Consider the following 20549-nt stretch of genomic DNA (forward strand, 5'->3'; position numbering starts at 1 on the left):
GGCACTCCCGACCCCAACACCCAGCATCTCAAGGAGACTTCGTGATCACCCCCGGTCCCGCCATGCGCCGCACCTCGGCCGTGGGCCTCGCCCTCGCCGCCTGCCTCGGCGCCGTCCCCACCGCCACGGCAACGGCGGCCCCCACGGCGCCGAAGTACGGAGCCGGGCTCGACCGTTACTACGATCAGCGCCTGGGCTGGGGCAGCTGTGCCAAGGGTCCGGGCGACACCAAGGGCCGCGATCTGGACAAGGTAGACGTGCAGTGCGCGGACGTCACCGTGCCGCTCGACTACGCCGACCCCCGGGGCCGTACGATTACGGTCGCGATATCCCGGCTCAAGGCCACCGACACCCGGCACCGCATCGGCTCGATCCTGCTCAACAACGGCGGTCCCGGTGGCACCGCCCTTGAGTCCCCGCCGGAATTCCACGCGCGGATGAAGGAGACGGGCCCGCGTTACGACATCGTCGGCTTCGACCCGCGCTTCGTCGGCCGCAGCACCCCGCTGGACTGTGGCTGGTCCGTCGGCACCAATCTCTTCTCGGCCGGTCTCAGCCGGGCGAGCTTCGAGCGCCAGGTCGCCCTCCAGAAGGACCTGGCCGCCAAGTGCCGCGCCACCAACTCCTCCGTGCTGTCGCACGTCAGCACTCGCAACACGGCTCGCGACATGGACGTCATCCGCGGCGCGCTCGGCGAGAAGGAGATCTCCTACTTCGGCTACTCGTACGGCACCTACCTGGGAACCGTATACACCCAGATGTTCCCCGGCCGCACCGATCGCGTGATCCTGGACGGTGCCCTCGACCCACGCCAGTACGGCCCCCGGTTGCTCAAGGACGCCGTCGGCGAGAACGAGCAGGTGCTGGCCGACTGGGCCACATGGGCTGCCGTCCGCAACGACACCTACGGCCTCGGCCGCACCCGCGTCCAGGTCCTCGCCACCATCGACCGTGTCATCAAGGCATCCGCGCGCGGCCCGCTGACCGTCGGCACCGCCCCGGAGAGCTTCCAACTCGACGACACCCAGATCCCGTTGGTCCTGCTCGTTGGGGGCGACAGCGACACCGGCACGTCCCGGGCATCCCTTGCTGATCAGGTGTCCGTGCTGAACAAGGCCGCGGCCGGGCAGCCGACCCGGCTGTCGCCGCAGTTCGCCGCGACCCTGCGGTTCACGATGACCGCCGAACAGTCGCACCACGGCAGCGTGCAGTCCGCGATCATCTGCGGGGACAGGGCGGCCCCGCGCGACCCCGAGGTCTACTGGCGGGACATCGAGCACAGCCGGACCGCGTACCCGCGCTTCGGCGCGCTGACCAACAACATCAGCCCGTGTGCCTTCTGGGACCGGCCCCGCGAGGAGCCCACCGAGGTGAAGCACGACGCCAAAATGCTGATCGTGTCCGCCACCGGCGACCCGCGCACCCCGCACAAGGGTGCCGTTGCCCTGCACGGCCTGCTGCCGAGCTCCAAGCTGGTCACCCTCAAGGGCGCCAACCGGCACGCGATTTACGGCGTCTACGAGAACCTCTGCGTCGACAACAAGGTCAACCGGTACCTGGCCACCGGCAAGCTGCCCGCCAGTGACCAGACCTGCTCCAAGCAGGCCGGATAGCGCTGTGACTGCATAGGTTCGCCGGGTTGTTCAGGCCGCAGTTTCGAGAGGGCGTCCAAGCTCCCCGCATCCCCGAGTGGGCAGGGACGGAAGACGGGCGTGAACACCCGCCGCTGGCAGGGCCGTTGTCGTGTCGTCTGGCATGCAGACTGCGTGCACGTCGTGGCATGGGGCGGGCCGGGTGGTCTTGCGGTCGGGTGGTCGTCTCGTGCCGGGGCGGGAGGAAGGAGCACGCCTGCTCACACCGGTCATGGTCAGGAAGGTCGGGGTGCGGCCGTGGGGGTTCGTTCCGACCGGGTAGACGCCGTGTTCGGGATGGAAAGCTCACGGCGGCCGTGAAGCCTCTTCGCGGGTCTGGCCGAAATTCCCGGTCGTGCAGAGTCACGCGAACCTCACGATCGACGGTGAGCGTCGGCACGTCCGCGGCCCTCGATCGCAACAGGGTGATCCGGGTTTCATTTCTGTGCCGCCTGTCTCGGGGCTCTATTGCGTCGGCAAACACCGCGAGCGCACGACGAGACAGTGCGTTCGGGAACAAAGCGAGGATTCACCGGACGGGCGCTCGGACGGAAACTGACGACCGCAGTTGGCGGGCACTGTCAGGTGGTGTGTGCGGCCCAGTCGCGCAGCGAGAATCCGTCCTCCGCCGCCTCGGCGGGGCCAGGTGTGTTGCCGGATGCGAGGACGCGACGGGCGGCGATGTGGTCCCCCGGTGCGTTCACGGACTCCACGCACGTGAGCCGGCCGTTCTTGAACCGCAGGACGGAGAACGCGTCGGTCGCCGGGTCGCCGAGTACCGTGGTGCGGTCGTGGTCCCGGCCGAGGCCGGCTATCTGGAGCTTCGCCGAGAACTGCTCGGTCCAGAACCAAGGGAGGGCCTCGTAGGGCGCGGGGGTGCCGGTGAGGCGGGCGGCGACGCACCGCGCCTGGTCGACCGCGTTCTGGACCGATTCGAGCCGGATCACCGCACCGGCATGGACGCTGGGGAAGTCGGCGCAGTCACAGAGGGCGGAGACATCCGGGTCGGAGGTGGTGAGGAAGGCGTCGACGCGGATGCCGTCCCCCACCTCGAGGCCGGCGTCGGCCGCCAGTTCCGTGGCTGGCGCCACGGGGAAGACCACGCCGCTCGGTGCGGGGGCGCCGTCTTCGCCGCGTACCCGGCGCAGCCCCATCAGGGCGCCCAGAGCGGTCAGATGGGCCTGGCCAGCCGGATCGGTCACGGTCGCGGAGAGGGTGTTGCCCCCGCGGGTGACGTCGACGCGGAGCTGGGCCGTGCCTCCTTCGCCGGGGGCGTACAGCAATCCGCGGCGTGCACCGGTGAAGCGCTCGCCGCGGCCCCAGCGGAAGAACCCGAGCCGCTTGGCGGCCAGCAGGGCCGTCGTGGATGAGGGCGAGCTGAAGCCGATCCGAGTGGTTGCGGTCTGTGCGGAGAGGGTGAGGGGGAGAGTGAATTGCTCGGGGGTGTCGATCCTCGCGACCCGGGTGAGCGCCTCCCCGAAACGGACGCGGCGGGCGTCGCTCAGCGGCATGACCGTGTGCCGCTGCCCGTCCCGCATCACCTCGTAGTTCAGTCCGAGGCAGTCCATGAACTCCACCGAGTCCGCGCCCGCCCGGTCGGCGAGGTCCCAGCGAATGGCCACGTCGACCGTGTCCACGCCGCCCAGCCGGTCGCCGAGACAGGTAGCGACGAGGCTGGTCACACCGCCCATCCACGCGGAGGACAGCAGTACCGGTGCGGTCGGGCCCGTCAGTGCCGCGACGGTGGCCGCCCGCTGCAGCCGCGTGGTCCAGCGTGTGATGTCCACGAACGGCACGCCGCCGGTGACCGCGGCGCGCAGCACCCGGTCGTCCGGATCGTTGACCACGGTGACGACTGCGCTGATCCCCGCCCGGAACGGTGCCGGGTCCGCAAGATCCCAGGTGCGCAGTTCCGCGCCTGTCTCGTCCGCCAGCGGCTGTCCGCGCCGCACGGTCCGTCCCGTCAGTACCAGTGGCCACGACGGGGCCGCCATCCGTGCGAGCTCCGCGCCGACCGTGCCGTATCCCCCGACCAGGAGCACAGGTCCGTCGGCGTCAAAGACGAAACATAGGTCAAGCGGCCAGAGAATGCCGCGGGAGGGGTGTGCTGGAAGCACTCGGGCCCGATCCGCCTCGCTCACTGACCGCGTCGGCGATGACTCGTCGGGGCACGCAAGGACGGCTCGGCCGTGCTGCTGTGACGTCTCGGCTTTGCACTCGAGGGGCGTTCACCGTGAGGCGGCGTGGATCAGACGTGGATCAAGGGGGAGGAGGTGGGCGGCCTGATCTTCGACTGCTGCCCGCCGACTGGGACGCGGCGGAGCTCCGGGTGGCCCGCGTCACCCCGTGTGGCGGTGGTGGATCTGCGGATCTCCGTCCTTCTTGCGGCTGATCTCCACCAGCTTCGGATAGTCGACCGCGACTCCCCGCAGCAAGGTGTGCACAGCCTGCTCCGCCTCGTCGTCACTGGTGACGGCGTGGCCGAACAAGGCGCGGTAGTGGACCAGCGAGGCGAGCAGGTCGAGCAGCAGGTCCCGGTCGACGTCGTCGCGCAGGTCGCCGCGCGCGATGGCGGCGTCGAGGGCCTGGCCGACGGCGGTCCGGGGCGGGTCGAAGAGGGCGGCCATGAACGTCTCGCGGCGTTGCGGATCGTCGCCGTATTCGGCGAGCAGTGAGGCGAGTACGTCCGGTGGCATGCGCTGGAATGCGGCGACGTACAGCTTGATCGCGTCACTGAGGTCGCAGATCGTGCAGTCGGTTGCGGGGGGTTTGAGATGGCCCAGGCGAGCGGTCAGGGCGTCGAGCACCAAGCTGGGCAGGGTGCTCCAGCGCCGGTAGACGGCCGGCTTCGTCGTGCCGGCGTGCCGTGCTACGGCCTCCACCGTGAGCCGGGCGTACCCGACCTCGTCGAGGAGATCGAGCACCGCATCGAGGATCGCCTGGTCGATGGATGCGTCGCGAGGGCGGCCGCCCGGGGCCCGGCTGCTGGGTGCATGTTTCGCTTCAACCATCCCCCCAGTCTAGTGTTAGATTACGTGTCGGTACGTAATGAATCTCTCGGAGGGGAAGCGCGTGACCACCAGAAGCGAGGAGCCGACTGCGGCACCGTCACCAGCCGGATGGGGAGCGTTGCTCGGCCGCGAACACGGGGAGGTCGCGGCGACGCTCGCGGCCGGAGTCGCGCTGCATGCCGTGAACGTCTACCTGGCGACCACCATCCTGCCGTCGGTCACCGCCGACATCGGCGGATCGAATCTGTACGCCTGGGCCACCACGCTCTTCGTGTTCGCGTCCGTGCTCGGGTCGACGGCCGCGTCCGCCGTCCTCGGAGCCCGCGGCCCGCGCTCCAGCTACCGCTTCGCGGCACTGCTGCTCGCGGCCGGAACGGTGATCTGCGCGCTCGCCCCGACGATGCCTGTCCTGCTGGCCGGACGCCTTGTCCAGGGCATCGGAGGCGGACTGCTCTTCGCTCTCTCCTACGCCATGGTCCGCATCACGCTGAACGAGGCACTGTGGCCACGCGCCATGGCGCTCGTCTCCGCCATGTGGGGCGTCGCGACGCTCGTCGGCCCCGCCCTCGGCGGCTTCTTCGCCCAACTCGATGTCTGGCGCGGCGCGTTCTGGGGGCTTCTGCCGTTCCTGCTCTTCTTCGCCTTCTGGGGCGCGGTGCGACTGCCCAAGGGGACGGCGGGGGAGTCGACCCCGCGCATTCCCTGGGCGAGCGTGAGCCTGCTCGGCCTGGCCGTGCTGCTCATCTCCGCAGCCAGCATCTCGTCCCGGTTCGCCATCAATGCCGCTGGTCTCCTGGCGGCCACGCTGCTCCTGGTTGCCTGGCTGCGACGTGAGCGGCGTACGACGCTCCGGCTCATCCCGGCCACCGCATTCGGCCGGGACGCGCGGCTGCGGCTCGTCTACGTCACCATGGCCCTGCTGGTGCTCTCCAGTACCGTCGAGGTCTACGTGCCCTACTTCGGGCAGCGACTTCAAGGACTCGGACCTCTGGCGGCCGGGTACTTGGGCGCCGTCCTGGCGGCGGGCTGGACGCTCGGCTCGATCGCGTGCAGCGGCATGCAGCACCGCAGAGGACTGATCATCGGCACCGGCCCGGTCTTCTCCCTGATCGGGCTCGTCGTACTCTTCTTCACCGGCCCGGTGCACTCGGGCGCGGTCACGACCGTCGTGGCAGCGGGCGCCGGGCTGCTCCTGCTGGGCTGGGGCATCGGGATCGCATGGCCCCATCTGCTCACCCGGGTCATGCAGTTGACGCCGAAGGAGGACCAGGACCTCGCCGGTTCCTCGGTCACGACGATTCAGCTCACCGCGACCGCCTTCGGCTCGGCGTTGGCCGGGATGGTCGCCAACGTGATCGGATTCTCCGACGGCGCGGATGTCACCGACCTGCAGAGCACAGCACGCTGGATGTTCGGCCTGTTCATGCTCGCACCGTTGGCCGCTGTGATGACGGCGCGGCGCGCCCGCCGTTGAGGCGTGGCTCCGCACCATGGCAGCAATCCACCAACGGAGAGACAGATACCGGCGGCGGAGGCAAACCGACCCCGCCCAACCCTGGCATGTTCTCTTCGATCACTGTGGCCGGGCCGGGGATGTGCTGCGAATACCGCACGCACGAGCGGGCCCGGCCGTGCGGTGCGCCGATCATCGGCGTCACGATGCCGGTAGGGGTCATGGACCCACTTGCGCGCCAGGGCATCGAGCGCTTGGCAGTGGTGACGACGACCTGAGACCTGTGAGCGCCACTCGTCCAGCACAGACCATCGACGGGCCCGCAGCCGTAGGAGCTGGCTGCGGGCCCTTTGTGACGCAAGCGGTCGACAGGCCGCATCTGATGGCCAGTACACGGCCCTCGATTACGTCTCTGCCGCAGCACTCGTGGCTGGTGGCTGAAGGACGCCCGCGAAAGCCTGACGCCAAGCCTGCGTGCTCGGGCAGTCGGGAACTGTCAGTGCCATGAGCCGCAATGTGGCTGCCGCGGTGCCCTCTGCGTCTCTGCGCCCGCGCTCAGTGACAGCACTGGCACCCATCGCGCATTTCGGCGCAGCGCACGGACTGCGAGGGGCCGGAGCGGAACAGGACGAGCCGCTCGCCGTCCTCAAACAGTGCCAGCCGATGAGGTAGGCCTCCGGTCAGCACTCCAACCTCGCGCGGTCACAGTCATTCCTCTGGGACGCGCCGCTCGGCCGCGTCGAGATACGCGCTGATGGCGTCGTGATTACGGGTGAGGTAGCGGATCTTCTCGGCCATCCGATCGCGTTCGTGCTCAAGCGTTTCGACCATGTCGGGCGTGACGTAGGGCATGTGGATCGTCTGGGGCTCGTTCAGGCACGGCAAAATGTGTCGGATCACGCGTGTGGGGAGACCGACATCGAGCAGGCCGCGAATCTGGTGCACCCGGTCGACGAGGTGCTCGTCGTACTCGCGGTAGCCGTTCCGCATGCGGTCCGGCTCGATCAGGCCCTGCTCCTCGTAATACCTCAGAAGGCGAATCGGGGTGTCCGTGCGCCGGGCGATCTCTCCGATCTTCATCGGTCCCCTCTCGTGTGGCGTGCCCGATTTGACCCTCACATAGGTGTGAGCCTTCAGGGTTGAGTCTATGGATACTCAGACCCGCACTCAACGCCGTTCCGGCAGGGCCGAGGCGAGCTCGTCAGAGCGATTCCCGCTCTCCGGGCTCCTGGCGCTCGCCATGGCCGGATTCATCACCTTGCTCACCGAGACACTGCCCGCCGGGGTGCTTCCCGCCATGGCGCGGGACCTGGATGTAACCATCTCGGCGGCAGGGCAGAACGTCACCGCGTATGCGATCGGCTCGGTGATCGCAGCGTTCCCGCTCATGAAGGCGACTGCGGGCTGGCCGCGACGTCGATTGCTGTTGGCCGCCATCGCGGGGTTCATCATCTCGAACACGGTGACGGCGCTGTCGAGCACCTTCGTACTCACCCTGGGATCGCGGTTTCTCGCCGGGATGGTCTCTGCGCTCATATGGGCGTTGCTCGCCGGATACACGAGGCGTATGGTCGCACCGCATCGGCGCGGTCGCGCACTGGCGATCGCCTCGGCGGGTACGCCGGTCGCCCTCGCGCTGGGTGTTCCAGCGGGTACGTTCCTCGCGCAAGTGCTGGACTGGCGCATCTCGTTCGGCCTCATCAGCGTTCTCACCGCCGTCCTCGCCGTCTGGATCCGACTGGCGATCTCTGAGTTCGCAGGCCAAGCGCGTGGTGAACGGCAGCAGCTGCTGGCTACGCTCCGGCTGCCCGGTGTGCTCCCGATCCTGGCCACGACGACGGCGTACGTGCTAGCTCACAGCGTCATGTACAACTACATCGCGCCCTTCCTCGGGCCGATCGGCCTCGGAGATCGCGTCGATGCTCTGCTCCTGACCTTCGGAGCGATCTCATTGCTCAGCATCTGGATCATCGGGGCGTTGATCGATCGCCACCTGCGCCCACTGGTCGTCGCGAGTTGCGTCTTGTTCGCTGTCGCCACGCTGGCGCTCGCACTGTTCGCGGCACTTCCCATGCTCGTATTCGTGAGTGCGGCGATCTGGGGACTCGCGTCCGGCGGTGTCGCAACGCTCCTCCAGACCGCAGCTGCGGAGGCGGCGGGAACAGCTGTCGACGTGGTGCAGTCCCTATTCGTCACTGCCTGGAACCTCGCTATCGCGGGCGGCGGCATCGTCGGCGGAATCCTCCTCAGCACCGCAGGATCCCATGCTCTGCCCTGGGCAGCACTCACCATCCTGATCCCCGCACTGGTCGTTTCCATCGCGGCGCATCGACACGGATTCCCCGGGACGGCGGGGCGCCACGCCCGAGAGGAATCCGTGTGACACAACCGCACGTGTTGCTGAGGGGTGAGTGGTAGCGGTGTCGGGGGCTTTGTGAGCTGGGGTGTTGCAGGTCGTGTGAGAACAGCTTTTGTAGCGCCAGTTGAGGGTTGGCCTGGGGCTGTTCCTGGTTGGTTGAGAGTTGTGCTGGTGTTGCAGATGGCGTCTGGGTGTCGTCCGTCCCTGAGTCGCTGGGGCAGGTCGGCGAGCCGGGCGCGGTCGGGCTTGACGATGAAGAAGACGACCCGGCCGCGAGGTCGTTTTCGATCCTCGTCGTGGTGGTGGACATGGCCACTACCAAGGTGGTCAGCATCTCTCGGTCGAACCGGGCTGTCGGCATGGCGAGCGACAGGCCCGCCTCGGGCTCGCCGACCGGGTTTCGGATCAGCATGCCCACGGCGGTCAGGCCGGTCTCGGTGCGCTGGTCGTTGATGGCGAAGCCGCGCTTGCGGACGAGAGCGTGATCCACGGAAGTGATCGAGTACGACGGTTTGTTCTTCAGTGGACCGCGCCCGAGTCGATGCGGTCGGACAGCTCGAACGCGGCGTACGTGTTCGACGTCGAGATCGACACCGACAGGCCGTACTCGGAGGCGTTGATGATCTCGATCGCCTCGTCGACGTCGTCGTACACCGGCGACTCCTGGATGTTCTGCTTCCTCGACCCAAGCCCCACGAAGGACCAGTTCAGGCAACGATTCCTGACCGGAGTACTGGCGCCACAGATACGGATAGCGCTCGATGTCGCTCTGGAGCGTGACCCACTGCGTCTCGGTGAAGGTCTCGATGTTGGCGTTCGGCCCACCGAACCGTCCGCCGACCCCGGACCCCTTCCAACCGCCGAAGGGGCCACGGTGAGAGGGACAGTGCTGGTGACGCTATCTGCCACCACTCCCCCTCTCGGCGGTCCGGGCTGCGAGGGCGGCCAGGAAGGCGCGAACGAGCTGACCAGGGTGATGTGCCGGCACCAGCCCGGATGGCGACGGACCTCGTACTGGTCCAGACCGCGCTCTGGCCGTTCATATGCAGTGAGGGATAATCTGGATCGGGGCGACCGGGCCGAATATCTCCTCCGACCAGGCAAGGTTGTCGGATGTGACGTCAGTGAGCACCGTCGGCTGGTAGTAGAGGCCGTCGTAGGCGCCACCGGCCGCGAGGATTGCGCCCTTGGCCACGGCCCCGGTCACGACGCTGTGGACGCGGTCGCGCTGCCGAGTGTCGATGAGCGGGCCGAGCGCGTTTGACGCGTCGGACGGGTCGCCGACGCGCAGGTTCTCGCCTCGGCGCCAGCTACCTCAGCCTGAAACTCCGGCAGAACGGAATCACACCCCGTGCCGGCCGCAACAGCGCCCGCCTCGCCTTGGCCGCCGACCTGCCGACATCGGTCCTCGCCGAGTTCACCGGGACCAGTATCAGCAACGCCACCCGATGTACCGGAGACGCCAGACGCGACTGGTTCAACTACATCGCTGAACTGCCGCAGCGATTCCTAATGCCGTTTCTCAAGCTGCGAGGCCGATGGATGGAGCAGGTTCGTAGCACCGCCCGTCGCGCAGGAGAGCCCAAAGAACACTGACTCGACGACGGGCCAGGGCAAGTACGGCCCTGGGTGCGGCGCTTGCCCTTGGCCCGTTTGCGATCGTAGAAGCGACGGGATTCGTCGCTGTGGCGGATGCTGAACAGTGCAGAGGTGTAGAAGACACGCTGGAGCCGGCGGTTGTATCGCTGGGGGCGCCGCAGGTTGCCGCTGATCTTCCCGGAGTCCCGCGATGCCAGCGCAACACCACCGAAGCTCGCAAGCCGGTCGGGAGTGCCGAAGGCGGCGATGTCGCCGCTGGTTGCGGCCAGGAACTCGGCACCGAGGATGACTCCGAGGCCGGGCATGCTGGTGATCACTTCGAAGTGGTGGTGCTCGCGAAACCGGGCCTCGATGAGCTTGTCCAGCTCGGCGACCTGCTGGTTGAGGGCTATCACCTCCGTCGCCAGCGTGTGCACCGTCCGGGCGGTCATCTTCTCGCCCGGCAGGCTGGTGTGCTGGCGCTCGGCGGCCTCCAAGGCTGTCTCGGCCAGCTGGCCAGCGCGAAGGACACGGCGGTTGCGCGGCCACGTTTCCAGCCTCTTGCGGCCGATCCGGCGGAGGGCAGCCGACGTCTGGTAGCCGGTCATCAAGACAAGCGGGCCGGTGTAGGTGAGGTCGAGCGCGCGCTCCAGGCCGGGGAAAATACCGGTGAGTTGGGCGCGGAGCCGGTTGACTGTCCGGGTGCGGTCGGCGACCAGATCCATGCGGCGACCGGTGAGTATCTTTAGATCGATGACCGTCTCGTTGTCAGCCCTCAGCGGGTGCACAGAGGGCACCCGGCCCGAGGCAGCGAACCACCCCAGCATTCCGACCTGCTCGGCCAGAAGAGACCGCTCCGGACTGATTTTCAGCACCGCGGGCGTGCCGTCGGGCCAACGGCACCGCAACACGACCGACGAAGCCGTCCGGGAGGGATTCACCGAGCGAAAGTCCCCACTGGGACGTCAGCCGCGCGATGAGATCCGGCGTGTCAGCGCACCATTCGGCAACCTGGGGACCGAATCGACGTACCAACCGCGTAGTGACGCTCTCCACATCCACCAGCAGTCGTTTCACACGGGTGAGTCTGCCGCTCACGCGATCTTTGTCCACCGCTTTTCCACCACTCGCTGTGAACGCGAGCCGACGAGCGAATCGGACCAGAGGAGTCACCCAACCTTCGGTGAGAATCGCTCAGCCTTCGCTGAGACAGGTCAATCGCGTCCCGCACGCAGATCTGACTGCTCCCAAGGGCAGCGGGGCACCGACGGAAGTCGTCAGCCTGCGTCTGAGCAGCGCGCTGGGAGATGGTTTCCCGCGCTGTCGTGTGATCGTTTCCCAGTCATCTGTCGGCGCCCGTCAGTCTGTCGGCTGAGGAGGCGGGTGTCTGCTGCCCCAGCACGCGCAGCGCGAGCAGCCCTCCGATGCCGGGAATGAAGACACGCCCCTTGGTCCCCGGCCGCGCGAGGGCAGGAGTGAGGAAGACGGCGACGATGACGGTCAGGTAGGCCGTGCCGTGGACCAGGCCGCCCAGCGACGAGATCACCCCGGTATGCACCGTAAACAGGTTGAGTAGCAAGAGCGTGAGGGATGCAGCTTCAACCGCGGCCGCGATGCGGAGAGTTCGCATACTGATCAGGCTCCCGTCGTGGAACCGGGGCGGACGATCATCAGGACGACAACGGCTGCCCACAGCAGGTTGAACATCCCCGTGGTCACGGAGAGGCGTGCCGTCGCCGACCGCAGCTGCGCAAGGGCGTCCGTGGCCACGTCGGTGGCTGTCCCCCCTGGGCCGGACGCGTCCGCGGGTTGGGCGAGCAGCCGGGCCTGTCCGGGCAGGACCGCCGTGAGCAGCAGGGCCGCGGCGGCAGCCGTCAGCACGATCGACGTCAGCAGCCAGGCGTCGGTCAGGACGCCCATCCGGGCGCCGGTGGCGACACCGAGGACCGGGACGGCGATGCCGACGACCGTGTAGCCACGGCAGATCTTGTGCAGGAACGCTGCGGTCTGGCCGTTGGGCACCTGCGCGTCGCCGCTGGCCGACAGTCTGGCATATCGGGGGAACACCGAGGCCGCGACGGCGATCGGCCCGATCGCCAGGATCGCGGCCAGGACGTGCAGCGAGAGCAGCAGCTTGGTCACAGGGGTCCCTTCATGGATAACCTGCCAATAGATTGGCGCCCGATCTATAAGTAGCACGGGGTGACGCCTCTTGGGTAGGCTGCCTGACTATGAAGACGGATGCGGTACGCGGCCACCTGGACGGACTGCTGCTGTCCGTGCTGGAATCCGGCCCCCTGCACGGCTACGCGATCATCGCCGCGGTCCAGGAGCGCAGCGGCGGCGTGCTCGAGCTGCGCAAGGGCACCATCTACCCCGCCCTCAACCGGCTCGAGCGGATCGGACTGCTGAGCAGCGCCTGGGAGTCGGTGGGCGAACGCCGTCGGCGCTGCTACGAACTCACCGACGCCGGACGGCGCAGCCTGGCTACCGAACGAACCCACTGGCGGGCGTTCACCGCAGCGATCGGCTCGGTGCTGGAACCCGCGCCGGCCACCGGACACGCCACGTGAAAGCGCCCGAGATCCCTGCCGACGACCCCATCGAAGCCCACCTCGCGGACCTGACGGCCACCCTGCACGGCCCGGCCCGACTCAAGATCCAGATGGTGGACGAACTGCGCGAAGGCCTCCTGGACACCGCGCGGGAACTGTCTCCGGATGCCGAACCCGACCGCGACGCCGTCCGTCAGGCCATCCGTCAGTTCGGCCCCGTGGCCGAACTCGCGCCCACCTTCCAGCACGAACTGACCATCACCCAGGCCCGTCACACCGCGCGCACCGTCATGCTGATCATCCCGTGCCTGCTGGTGTGTTGGTACCTGGTCGAGCTCTCCACCCACGCGGCGGGCCACCGGCTGCCAGACCCGCTCCAGGTGGTCGTCGCCCACCTCGGCGGCCTCGCAGCGCTCACCGCGCTGCTGGCGGCCGTGTCCCTCTCCGTCACCGGCACCCTGGCCCGCCGACTGCCCCTCCCACAACAACTGCCGCTCGTGGTCGCCTGGACGGGAACCACCGCGGCAGTCGCCCTCGGACTGAGCGCGCTGACCCTCATCACCGCCGCGGTACTCGTCACCAACTGGCCACTGACCGCGGCCGCCTGCCTGATCACCATCGTCTTCCACGCGCGCATCGCCGCCTCCGCACGCGCGTGCCGCCACTGCGCCCGCCTGCCTGTCACCGCCCCTTGACGAACGGGGGGCCGCGGAGCCCGCGACCTGAGCAGACAACTGCGAAACGGTCGTCACGTGATCACGATGACGACTGTTTCGTCGTTGCTGCAAAGCACCCTTCATCGGTGTGAGGTGACCCCCGGAGTGTGGAACACAGGAGTTCATGCGACGAGTAAAAGTTTAGCTATCCTGTGGTGTTGCTGTTCGAACTCCATCGGCGATAGGTAGGACAGCGCGTTGTGGCGGCGGCGGGCGTTGTAGTAGGTGAGCCACCGGAATTTCTCCAGTCTCGCCTGACTCATCGTCAAGAACAGCATCCTGTGCATCGTTTCTCGCTCCAGTCCTGCCACAGGCTCTCGGCCAGGACATTGATGCCCCTATGGATGTCAAGCGGCACCCCGAGCTGGTTCCGTGTCGTTGGCCGCGGTGTTTGTGGGGACGATGAGCCGGTAGATCTCTCGTGCGACGTACCGCTTGAGGCAGCGGATGATCTCACGTTTGGTCTTGCCCTCCGCGAGGCGTCGCCGCAGGTAGTCCTGGGAACGCCCCTCCCATCGCAGGCGGCTGAGGGCGATCCGGTAGAGGGCGGCGTTGGCCTGTCGGTCACCGCCTCGGTTGAGTCTGCGGCGCTGGGTCTTGCCGGAGGACGCCTCGACAGGGCTGGCGCCGCACAGGGCAGCGAAGGACGCCTCGTTGTCGAGGCGTCCGGGGTTGTCACCGGCCGAGATGAGCAGGACAGCGGCGCTGTCCGGGCCGGCGCCGTGGACGTCGAGCAGATCAGGAGTAGTCGTATTGATTGCTTCGGCTATCCGCTTGGTGAGGTCGTTGATCTCTTCGGTCAGGTGCTGGATGCGGCGGGCCAGCAGTCGCAGGGTGCGACGCGCGGCTTCTGCCACCGGCTCCGCCAGAACGGCGACATCGCGTTCCGCTGCGATGTCGCCCGGGAACTCGCCGGATGGCACACGATGGCACTGCTGTGGCTGACTGTCCCGGACATGGACCTGCGGGCCGTGGGACATCCGGTGGCGAGCTGGCCGGAAACCCGCATGTGCGCGGCCGTGGCCAGTCCGACCAACCTCGCTCTCATCGTCAATCTGCGCTCTTTCGAGCACCTTGAGGAAGTGCTGATACGGATCGCCACGAAGTGCCCGGGCGTCGCTGTCACCGAACGACGGCTGTTGCTGCGGCAGGTGAAGGTCTACGGCCGCCTGGTGGACGAGAGCGGCCGGTGCGTCGAGGTGATCCCGCCCGATCCATGGGCAGCAGTCCCCGGGGCAACAGCAGGCTGACTCCGTTGGAACCTGCTGCGCGTACGCGTGCGGAACGGGGCCGGCCTCCCCTGAGTGCCGGAAACCGGCCAGTACATCAGCCCGTGCAACCCTCGTTCCGTCCGTTCAGGGTGGGGCCCGCATCGTGAACGTCATCCGCCAGGACCGGTCCCGCGCCCCGTACGGGAATGGCGGCCGTGAGCTCCTCGGGAGTCACCGCGAGAGCCTGGGCGAGGTTGGCCGTAAGCGCGGCGTCTAGGCCGTCGGACACGGCGAAAGCGGCGATGATGTGGATCGAGCTCCGGGTGTCGGCGGACTCGGTGTCGTGTCCGGCCCGTCGGCAGCGATGCAACAGCCAGCGGGCGAAGCTGTTGTGGGCAGGCTCGTCGTGGTTGGGCACGAGGCGGTTCCCTTCGTTTCGGTCACCTGAGGGCCGTGCGAGAGCAGTTGGTTTCTTGAACGGCCGACCCTGGAGCGGCCCTTGCGAACGGGCCTGCGATAGCGGCGGATCAGTGACGGCCGATGGCTGACGAGCGGCTGGTGAAGGGGTTCGTCCCGGCCGGTCCGGCACAGAGGTAGGGACTTCGGTCTTCGCCCGCTCGGCTGTGGCCTACGCGCGGATCGAGTCGACGGTGTGCGGCGCAACTGCATTGTGACGGCCCCATGGACGACCACGATCGTCGAGTACGTCGAGGAGTAGCTTCCCGGCCAACCGGAAAGCTCATTGGACCGCTTTGGCCTGGGCCGATGTCGCGTGTTCTGCCCGGGTCCCGCACCGGAGCTGCCCGCCCATGCCCACCACGGTCTCGGTCGCTTCGGGCAGCCCGGCCGCCACTTGCGCCCCCACCCCCGATCCCGCCGGGTCTGGCGGATGGCGGGTTCCTCATTCACTTGCCCTCTCTGATCGGATACGATCGAATGTTATACGATCGGTTTGAGATCGAGCAGAATGTTGATGGAGGAGATCATGACCAACCCACAGCGCCCGGACACGGCTCCGGGCGGACCGGGGGCCGTGCCGCAGGCTCACGGCCCCGTGCAGGGGGATGCCATGAGCGAACGCCACGTATCCGTGGTCATCGTCGGCGCGGGATTCTCAGGGCTCGGTACGGCCATTCGGCTGCTGCAGGAGGGCCACCGGGATGTGCTGATACTGGAGCGGGCCGACGAGGTCGGCGGCGCATGGCGGGACAACACCTATCCCGGGTGCGCCTGCGACGTTCCCTCGCGCCTGTACTCGTTCTCCTTCGCGCCCAATCCTGCGTGGAGTCGGCGCTTCGCTCCGCGCGAGGAGATCGGGCAGTACCTCAGGCGCTGCGTCGACGAGTACGACCTGACGCCGAATCTGCGACTCGGCTGCGAACTGCAACGCGCTACTTGGGATTCCGAGCGGCAACGCTGGGGCCTGCGGACCAGTACGGGTCCGCTCACCGCCGGGCTGCTGGTACTGGCCCAAGGCCCGCTGTCGGAACCGGCCGTTCCTTCGTTGCCAGGGCTCGACAGCTTCATCGGCGAGGCGTTCCACTCCGCCAGGTGGAGACACGGCCTGGATCTGCGAACCAAGCGGGTGGGAGTGATCGGGACCGGCGCGAGCGCAATCCAGTTCGTACCTCACCTGCAGCGCACAGCACGGCAGGTGACGGTCTTTCAGCGCACTCCGCCCTGGATCGCGCCGAGGCGCGACCGGGTCATCCCGCAGTGGCGGCAACGTCTGTTCCGGCTGGCACCGCCGGTGCAGCGACTGGCTCGCGGCTGGGAGTATCTGGCCCGGGAGGCGACGCTGCCCGCTCTGCTCGGCAACCGCACCATGTCCGCACTCGGCCAACGCGAGGCGCTTGGCCATCTGCACCGTCAGGTCGCGGACCCGGGAATGAGGGCCAAGCTGACCCCGGACTACGAACTGGGCTGCAAGCGGGTCCTGCTGTCCGACGACTACTACCCGGCCTTGGGTCAGCCCAACGTCGACGTGGTCACTGATCCGATCACGAGCATCGGGCCAGATGCGGTGCTCACCGCGCCCACCGCCGCAGCCCGGGACGGAGATGCCATCGCCGAGCACCCGGTGGACGTGCTGATCTACGGAACCGGATTCCGCGTCACTGACGCCACGTACGCGCAGCAGGTCATCGGCGCCGACGGGCGGTCCCTGAGTGAGGTCTGGGAAGGCAGCCCGCAGGCCCACCTCGGCACGACGGTCGCAGGATTCCCCAATCTCTTCCTGATGGCAGGTCCCAACACCGGCGTGGGGCACACGAGCCTCATCTACATGATCGAGTCGCAGATCGACTACCTGCTCAGCTGCCTGCGGTTGATGCGCAGCCGGGGCCTGGCCGCCGTGGAGGTGCGTGCCGAGGCCCAGCACGCCTTCAACGCGGAGCTGCAGAACCGGATGGCCCCGACGGTCTGGGCCGCCGGCGGCTGCGTCGGCTGGTACCAGGACCGCACCGGTCGCATCACGTCCATCTGGCCCGAACCGACATGGCGATTCCGCCGTCGCACCCGAGCCTTCGACCCGCGGCAGCACGTGCTGACAGCGGAGGGCGCCGTCCCGCCGCGTCCGCAGCCGTCAGGCCGGGCCGCACGGAATTCTGAAGGGTGAGTCCAGGATCGTGACGCGTCCTCGTGCCCGCAGCAGCCGGAGGGTCCCGCTCAGGGAGTTGATCGTGCCCACCGCGCTGAGCCGTACTCCGGCCACCCGCCTCTTCGCTGCCGAAGCGCTGAGCGCATTCCTGTTCTCGGTGCCCATGCTGCTGGTCACCACGCCCAGTCACCCCAGAGTGCCCGACTGGGTCCAGTTACTGGGGCTCGGCCTCCTGCTCACGATGATCGGCGCCACCGTGCACACGTGGCGGCGGACCATCGCCGACGAGCTGATACCTGCCGGGCGAACGGGCCCGGCGGCCGGGGGAGCCTGCGGGCGTCTGCGTGAACAGCTCGGAGCGGAGCGACGGTTGCGCCGGCTGCTGATCCTCTATCCAGCAGTGCTGCTGCTTCTGCTGCCGGTCCCCGATACCTGGGTGACCTTCTGGTTCTGGTCCACGCTGCTGGCCGCCGTAGCCGGACTGATCTCTCTCGGCCTGCTGCTGCGCACGCCCGGCCGTCGCGGGCGCACATGATCGACTCCGACGGCAGCGCCCGACACGCCAGCGGTGTACGCGCCGGGCGGCAGGTATTTGCGAAAATGGCAAAGCTTTTTGTCGGCCTCCTGACCGGTGGTGCACGCTCGGGGTGGAGGTGATCGCCATGAGGTACGACGAACCAATGCGAAGAACGCCACTGCTGACGATGGCGTGTACGACGTGGTGGTTGTGGGCGCGGGCGCGGCAGAACTGAGTACAGCCCTGGTCCTGGCCAGGGCCCGTCGCCGGGTCGCGGTGGTGGATGCGGGCGAGCCGCGCAACGCTCCCGCCGCGCATATGCACGGCTTCCTGTCCCGGGACGGGATGTCCCCGGCCGACCTGCTGGCGGTGGGCCGGGCCGAGGTCGCCGCTTACGGGGTGGACCTGTTCGAGGGCCGTGTGGATCAGATCGACCCCGGCTTCCTCGTCCGTCTGGACGGCGGTGCGGTACTCGGCGCCCGCCGGATCGTCGTGGCCACCGGACTGCGGGACGAGCTTCCCGCGATCCCCGGTGTACGGGAACGGTGGGGCAAGGACCTGCTGTTATGCCCCTACTGCCATGCGTATGAGGTACGCGACCAGCCCCTTGGGGTGCTGGGCACCCACCCCGGCGCGGTGCGGCACGCGCTGCTGTTGCGGCAGTGGTCGCACGACGTCGTCTTCTTCGCGCACACCCTGGATCTCGGCGCGGAGGAGCGCGAACAGCTGGCCGCCCGCGGCAGCGTCGTCGCCGACGGGACCGTCAAGCGTCTGGTGACGGAAGGCGACCGATTGCGTGGCGTCGAGCTGGTTGAGGGCCATGTCGTCCCCCGCTCCGCGGTCTTCGTCTTTCCGCACATGGTGCTCCACGACACCCTGCTCACCGGCCGGGGGTGCGAGCGGGATCACAACGGCTGGGTGACCACCGACGATGCGGGCCGGACCAGCGCGTTCGGGGTGTGGGCGGTCGGCAACGTATCCGACCCGAAGGCGCTCGTGATCACCGCTGCGGGGCAGGGAGCGGCGGCCGCGTTCGCCCTCAACCATGACCTGGTCGCGGAGGACGTCGAGCGTGCCGTCAAGAACGGCAGCTCGTCGTCTCGGGAGCCCCAGCGCTTTCCGCGGCCGGCGCCACGAACGCCTTGTCCGACTGACCCTCCCGGGTCGTTTCGCCGGTCGGCTCCTGGTGGATGCCGTCCCGGCCCGCCCAGTCGTACGCATGCACGAACACACCAACAAGGAGAGTTTCACCATGGCGGCAAAGCCCGCAGGTTCGTGGACAGCGTCACCGAGGAGATATTTCCCGCCCGCGTGCTGCAGGCGAAGCGCCCCGTCCTGGTCCAGTTCTGGGCCGCGTGGTGCGGGCCGTGCACCAGGGTCACTCCCATCGTCGAGCAGTTGGCCGCCGAGCATGCGGGCGTCCTGGACGTCGTCAAGGTCAACGTCGATGAGGAGCCCGGACTGGCGGACCGGCACGGCATCTCCTCGATCCCCGCTTTCGTCGTCTACGCCGACGGCACCCTTGCGAAGGCATGGACGGGCGCCGCCCCGAAGCCCCTCCTGGAACGAAACCTCGGCCCCTTCCTTCGCTGAGCCCCGGTGGGCACCACCTGCTCGGCGCGGCGGCGGTCGGGCCGAGCAGGCGGTGCCCACCGTCCGTGCCGCTGGAACTGGAGGACTCATGAACGCACATCACGATCAGGACATCGAGTGGGACGCCCTGGGCGTGCACCGGGAACGCGAGGCAGGCCTGCACGCTCCCGCCCTCGCACAGACGATGGACTGGTTGCGGGATCTGTTGCGGACCAGCGGTGGCGGACACACTCCTGTCCACCGGGTGCTGGACATCGGCAGCGGGCCGGGGGTGGTCACGTGCCTGTTGGTGCGCACTTTTCCGGACGCCGAGGTTGTCGCTGTCGACCAGTCGCCCGGCATCCTGGAGAGGGTCCGCTCGCGCGCGGTGGCGCAAGGAATAGGAAGCCGCGTCGTCACTCAACTGAGGGAATCCCCAGGTGAGTTCGGATGGCCGAATTCCGCGGATCTGATCTGGATCCGAAACGGCTTCCACCGCATCGGGGACCAGGAAGCGGCCTTGCGCTCCCTGGCCGGCTGCTTGCGGCCTGGCGGGCTCGTTGCCGTCGCGGGAAGCGGGCTGTCCCCGCGATTTCTGCCCCGTGACATCGGCATGGGGCGTCCAGGCCTGCAAGCCCGCCTGGACGCCGCCTCCGAGGACGCCTTCGGCGACATGCGCGACCAACTGCCCCGATCGGTCAGGACGGTGGAGGACTGGCCGGCCATGCTCGCCCGGGCCGGACTCATCCCCAGCGGGACACGTAGCTTCTTCACCGACCTCCCGTCACCCCTCGGAATGTCCGCGCGCGAGCATCTGCAGATGTACCTGACCTGGCTGCGCGATCAGATAGGTGACCGACTGGAGCCGGAGGACCGCGCAACCCTGGAGCGTCTGGCGGACAGCGACACATGCACCGGCATCCTCGGCCGTCCTGACGCCTTCTATCTCACGGCCACCACTGTCCACACAGCCCGCTTCTGCCGCAGCTTCGAGCAGGCAATGCCCGTGAACCCGCGTACCCGTGGATCGATGCACGGTCGAGCAGCTTGCGGTAGTTCCCTACGACGAGCATCGGCCCGTTCGGTACACGGCTCTCAAGTCCCGTATCAGGGAGGCACTGGGGGGACAGGGCCCTCGAAATCTCTTATACCGCCTTCACTGCGGTGCCGGATCTCATGGCCAAAGACGTCATCGACATCGGCCTCACCGTCGCGGACCCCGGCTGGGAGGAGACGTATGTTCCGCAACTCACCGCACTCGGCTACGACACTCACCTGTGCGAGCCGTGGTGCACGAGCACCGCATGCTTCGGCTCGCACATCCACGCGTGAATCTTCACGTGTTCG

The 20549-nt window shown here is 68.1% G+C and carries 20 protein-coding genes and 6 pseudogenes; 12 read left to right on the forward strand and 14 right to left on the reverse strand.

What is annotated here, in order from left to right; all coding sequences use genetic code 11:
* The first annotated feature begins 62 nt into the window (after positions 1 to 62).
* The gene (locus tag OG609_RS37015) at positions 63 to 1613 is read left to right on the forward strand and encodes an alpha/beta hydrolase (RefSeq protein ID WP_327278314.1); all 1551 of its coding nucleotides are present in this window, start codon (positions 63 to 65) and stop codon (positions 1611 to 1613) included.
* Positions 1614 to 2212: 599 nt separating this feature from the next.
* On the opposite strand, the gene OG609_RS37020 is transcribed toward OG609_RS37015, so the two are convergent.
* From OG609_RS37020 to OG609_RS37030, 3 genes and pseudogenes are all read right to left on the reverse strand, one after another.
* Positions 2213 to 2575, reverse strand: coding sequence for an oxidoreductase C-terminal domain-containing protein (locus tag OG609_RS37020; protein ID WP_327278315.1), 363 nt, complete (start codon positions 2573 to 2575; stop codon positions 2213 to 2215).
* Positions 2549 to 3673: pseudogene (locus OG609_RS37025) on the reverse strand (saccharopine dehydrogenase); the annotation flags it as partial. The pseudogene OG609_RS37025 and the gene OG609_RS37020, both read right to left, overlap by 27 nt.
* Positions 3674 to 3970: 297 nt before the next feature.
* The gene (locus tag OG609_RS37030; protein ID WP_327276811.1) at positions 3971 to 4642 is read right to left on the reverse strand and encodes a TetR/AcrR family transcriptional regulator; all 672 of its coding nucleotides are present in this window, start codon (positions 4640 to 4642) and stop codon (positions 3971 to 3973) included.
* A 61-nt stretch (positions 4643 to 4703) separates the two neighbouring features.
* On the opposite strand from OG609_RS37030, the gene OG609_RS37035 reads away from it, so the two are divergent.
* Positions 4704 to 6116: an MFS transporter gene (locus OG609_RS37035; RefSeq protein ID WP_327276812.1), complete on the forward strand. Its 1413-nt coding sequence runs from the start codon at positions 4704 to 4706 to the stop codon at positions 6114 to 6116.
* A 687-nt stretch (positions 6117 to 6803) separates the two neighbouring features.
* Here the strand turns inward: OG609_RS37035 and OG609_RS37040 are convergent.
* Positions 6804 to 7175 carry a MerR family transcriptional regulator gene (locus tag OG609_RS37040; RefSeq protein WP_327276813.1) on the reverse strand — a complete coding sequence of 124 codons (372 nt, stop codon included), beginning with the start codon at positions 7173 to 7175 and terminating at the stop codon, positions 6804 to 6806.
* Positions 7176 to 7242: 67 nt separating this feature from the next.
* On the opposite strand from OG609_RS37040, the gene OG609_RS37045 reads away from it, so the two are divergent.
* Positions 7243 to 8478, forward strand: coding sequence for an MFS transporter (locus OG609_RS37045; protein WP_327276814.1), 1236 nt, complete (start codon positions 7243 to 7245; stop codon positions 8476 to 8478).
* Here the strand turns inward: OG609_RS37045 and OG609_RS46390 are convergent.
* The 7 genes and pseudogenes from OG609_RS46390 to OG609_RS37075 form a co-directional block, all read right to left on the reverse strand.
* Entirely contained in the window at positions 8381 to 8944 is a 564-nt protein-coding gene (locus tag OG609_RS46390) for an IclR family transcriptional regulator domain-containing protein (protein ID WP_442818027.1), read from the reverse strand. The genes OG609_RS37045 and OG609_RS46390 overlap by 98 nt on opposite strands.
* 29 nt (positions 8945 to 8973) lie before the next feature.
* Positions 8974 to 9108 carry an aldehyde dehydrogenase family protein gene (locus tag OG609_RS37055; protein WP_327276816.1) on the reverse strand — a complete coding sequence of 45 codons (135 nt, stop codon included), beginning with the start codon at positions 9106 to 9108 and terminating at the stop codon, positions 8974 to 8976.
* A gap of 256 nt (positions 9109 to 9364) precedes the next feature.
* Positions 9365 to 9486 (reverse strand): annotated as a pseudogene (locus OG609_RS46395) (IS701 family transposase); the annotation flags it as partial.
* 7 nt (positions 9487 to 9493) lie between these two features.
* Entirely contained in the window at positions 9494 to 9745 is a 252-nt protein-coding gene (locus tag OG609_RS37060; protein ID WP_327278316.1) for an aldehyde dehydrogenase family protein, read from the reverse strand.
* A 231-nt stretch (positions 9746 to 9976) separates the two neighbouring features.
* Positions 9977 to 10820, reverse strand: a pseudogene (locus OG609_RS37065) (transposase); the annotation flags it as partial.
* Positions 10821 to 11374: 554 nt separating this feature from the next.
* Entirely contained in the window at positions 11375 to 11590 is a 216-nt protein-coding gene (locus OG609_RS37070) for a hypothetical protein (protein ID WP_327276817.1), read from the reverse strand.
* Between the two features lie 77 nt (positions 11591 to 11667).
* The gene (locus tag OG609_RS37075; RefSeq protein ID WP_327276818.1) at positions 11668 to 12174 is read right to left on the reverse strand and encodes a hypothetical protein; all 507 of its coding nucleotides are present in this window, start codon (positions 12172 to 12174) and stop codon (positions 11668 to 11670) included.
* An 89-nt stretch (positions 12175 to 12263) separates the two neighbouring features.
* Here OG609_RS37075 and OG609_RS37080 point away from each other — a divergent pair, with 89 nt between their 5' ends.
* Together OG609_RS37080 and OG609_RS37085 are read left to right on the forward strand one after the other, a co-directional pair.
* The gene (locus tag OG609_RS37080) at positions 12264 to 12605 is read left to right on the forward strand and encodes a PadR family transcriptional regulator (protein ID WP_327276819.1); all 342 of its coding nucleotides are present in this window, start codon (positions 12264 to 12266) and stop codon (positions 12603 to 12605) included.
* The gene (locus OG609_RS37085) at positions 12602 to 13282 is read left to right on the forward strand and encodes a hypothetical protein (RefSeq protein ID WP_327276820.1); all 681 of its coding nucleotides are present in this window, start codon (positions 12602 to 12604) and stop codon (positions 13280 to 13282) included. The genes OG609_RS37080 and OG609_RS37085 overlap by 4 nt, the downstream gene beginning before the upstream one ends.
* A gap of 143 nt (positions 13283 to 13425) precedes the next feature.
* On the opposite strand, the gene OG609_RS37090 is transcribed toward OG609_RS37085, so the two are convergent.
* The gene (locus tag OG609_RS37090) at positions 13426 to 13614 is read right to left on the reverse strand and encodes an IS3 family transposase (protein WP_327276821.1); all 189 of its coding nucleotides are present in this window, start codon (positions 13612 to 13614) and stop codon (positions 13426 to 13428) included.
* 36 nt (positions 13615 to 13650) lie between these two features.
* Positions 13651 to 14157 (reverse strand): annotated as a pseudogene (locus tag OG609_RS37095) (transposase); the annotation flags it as partial.
* Positions 14158 to 14229: 72 nt separating this feature from the next.
* Between OG609_RS37095 and OG609_RS37100 the strand changes: the two are divergent.
* Entirely contained in the window at positions 14230 to 14553 is a 324-nt protein-coding gene (locus OG609_RS37100) for an Lrp/AsnC ligand binding domain-containing protein (protein WP_327276823.1), read from the forward strand.
* A 76-nt stretch (positions 14554 to 14629) separates the two neighbouring features.
* Here the strand turns inward: OG609_RS37100 and OG609_RS37105 are convergent, their stop codons facing one another.
* Positions 14630 to 14932 (reverse strand): hypothetical protein, encoded by a 303-nt coding sequence (locus OG609_RS37105; RefSeq protein ID WP_327276824.1) that lies wholly within the window; start codon positions 14930 to 14932, stop codon positions 14630 to 14632.
* Between the two features lie 651 nt (positions 14933 to 15583).
* On the opposite strand from OG609_RS37105, the gene OG609_RS37110 reads away from it, so the two are divergent.
* The 6 genes and pseudogenes from OG609_RS37110 to OG609_RS37135 all read left to right on the forward strand — a co-directional run bounded on the left by OG609_RS37110 (position 15584) and on the right by OG609_RS37135 (position 20534).
* Entirely contained in the window at positions 15584 to 17131 is a 1548-nt protein-coding gene (locus tag OG609_RS37110) for a flavin-containing monooxygenase (protein ID WP_442818093.1), read from the forward strand.
* 64 nt (positions 17132 to 17195) lie between these two features.
* Positions 17196 to 17648, forward strand: a complete 453-nt coding sequence (locus tag OG609_RS37115; RefSeq protein WP_327276826.1) for a hypothetical protein — start codon at positions 17196 to 17198, stop codon at positions 17646 to 17648.
* 174 nt (positions 17649 to 17822) lie between these two features.
* Positions 17823 to 18713: pseudogene (locus OG609_RS37120) on the forward strand (NAD(P)/FAD-dependent oxidoreductase); the annotation flags it as partial.
* Between the two features lie 192 nt (positions 18714 to 18905).
* Positions 18906 to 19223 (forward strand): thioredoxin family protein, encoded by a 318-nt coding sequence (locus tag OG609_RS37125; RefSeq protein ID WP_327278317.1) that lies wholly within the window; start codon positions 18906 to 18908, stop codon positions 19221 to 19223.
* Positions 19224 to 19407: 184 nt separating this feature from the next.
* Positions 19408 to 19761, forward strand: a pseudogene (locus OG609_RS37130) (class I SAM-dependent methyltransferase); the annotation flags it as partial.
* Positions 19762 to 20366: 605 nt separating this feature from the next.
* On the forward strand, positions 20367 to 20534 hold the full coding sequence (locus OG609_RS37135) for a GrpB family protein (protein ID WP_327276827.1): 168 nt from the start codon (positions 20367 to 20369) through the stop codon (positions 20532 to 20534).
* Positions 20535 to 20549 lie beyond the last annotated feature (15 nt).

Source organism: Streptomyces sp. NBC_01224 (assembly GCF_036002945.1).
Classification (GTDB): domain Bacteria; phylum Actinomycetota; class Actinomycetes; order Streptomycetales; family Streptomycetaceae; genus Streptomyces.

What these genes read in the sequence shown, in the direction of transcription:
- OG609_RS37015 (WP_327278314.1), top strand. Translation starts at nt 63, where the DNA reads ATGCGCCGCACCTCGGCCGTGGGCCTCGCCCTCGCCGCCTGCCTCGGC.
- OG609_RS37030 (WP_327276811.1), bottom strand. Translation starts at nt 4,642, where the DNA reads ATGGTTGAAGCGAAACATGCACCCAGCAGCCGGGCCCCGGGCGGCCGC.
- OG609_RS37040 (WP_327276813.1), bottom strand. Translation starts at nt 7,175, where the DNA reads ATGAAGATCGGAGAGATCGCCCGGCGCACGGACACCCCGATTCGCCTT.
- OG609_RS37045 (WP_327276814.1), top strand. Translation starts at nt 7,243, where the DNA reads ATGGATACTCAGACCCGCACTCAACGCCGTTCCGGCAGGGCCGAGGCG.
- OG609_RS37080 (WP_327276819.1), top strand. Translation starts at nt 12,264, where the DNA reads ATGAAGACGGATGCGGTACGCGGCCACCTGGACGGACTGCTGCTGTCC.
- OG609_RS37100 (WP_327276823.1), top strand. Translation starts at nt 14,230, where the DNA reads ATGGCACTGCTGTGGCTGACTGTCCCGGACATGGACCTGCGGGCCGTG.
- OG609_RS37110 (WP_442818093.1), top strand. Translation starts at nt 15,584, where the DNA reads ATGAGCGAACGCCACGTATCCGTGGTCATCGTCGGCGCGGGATTCTCA.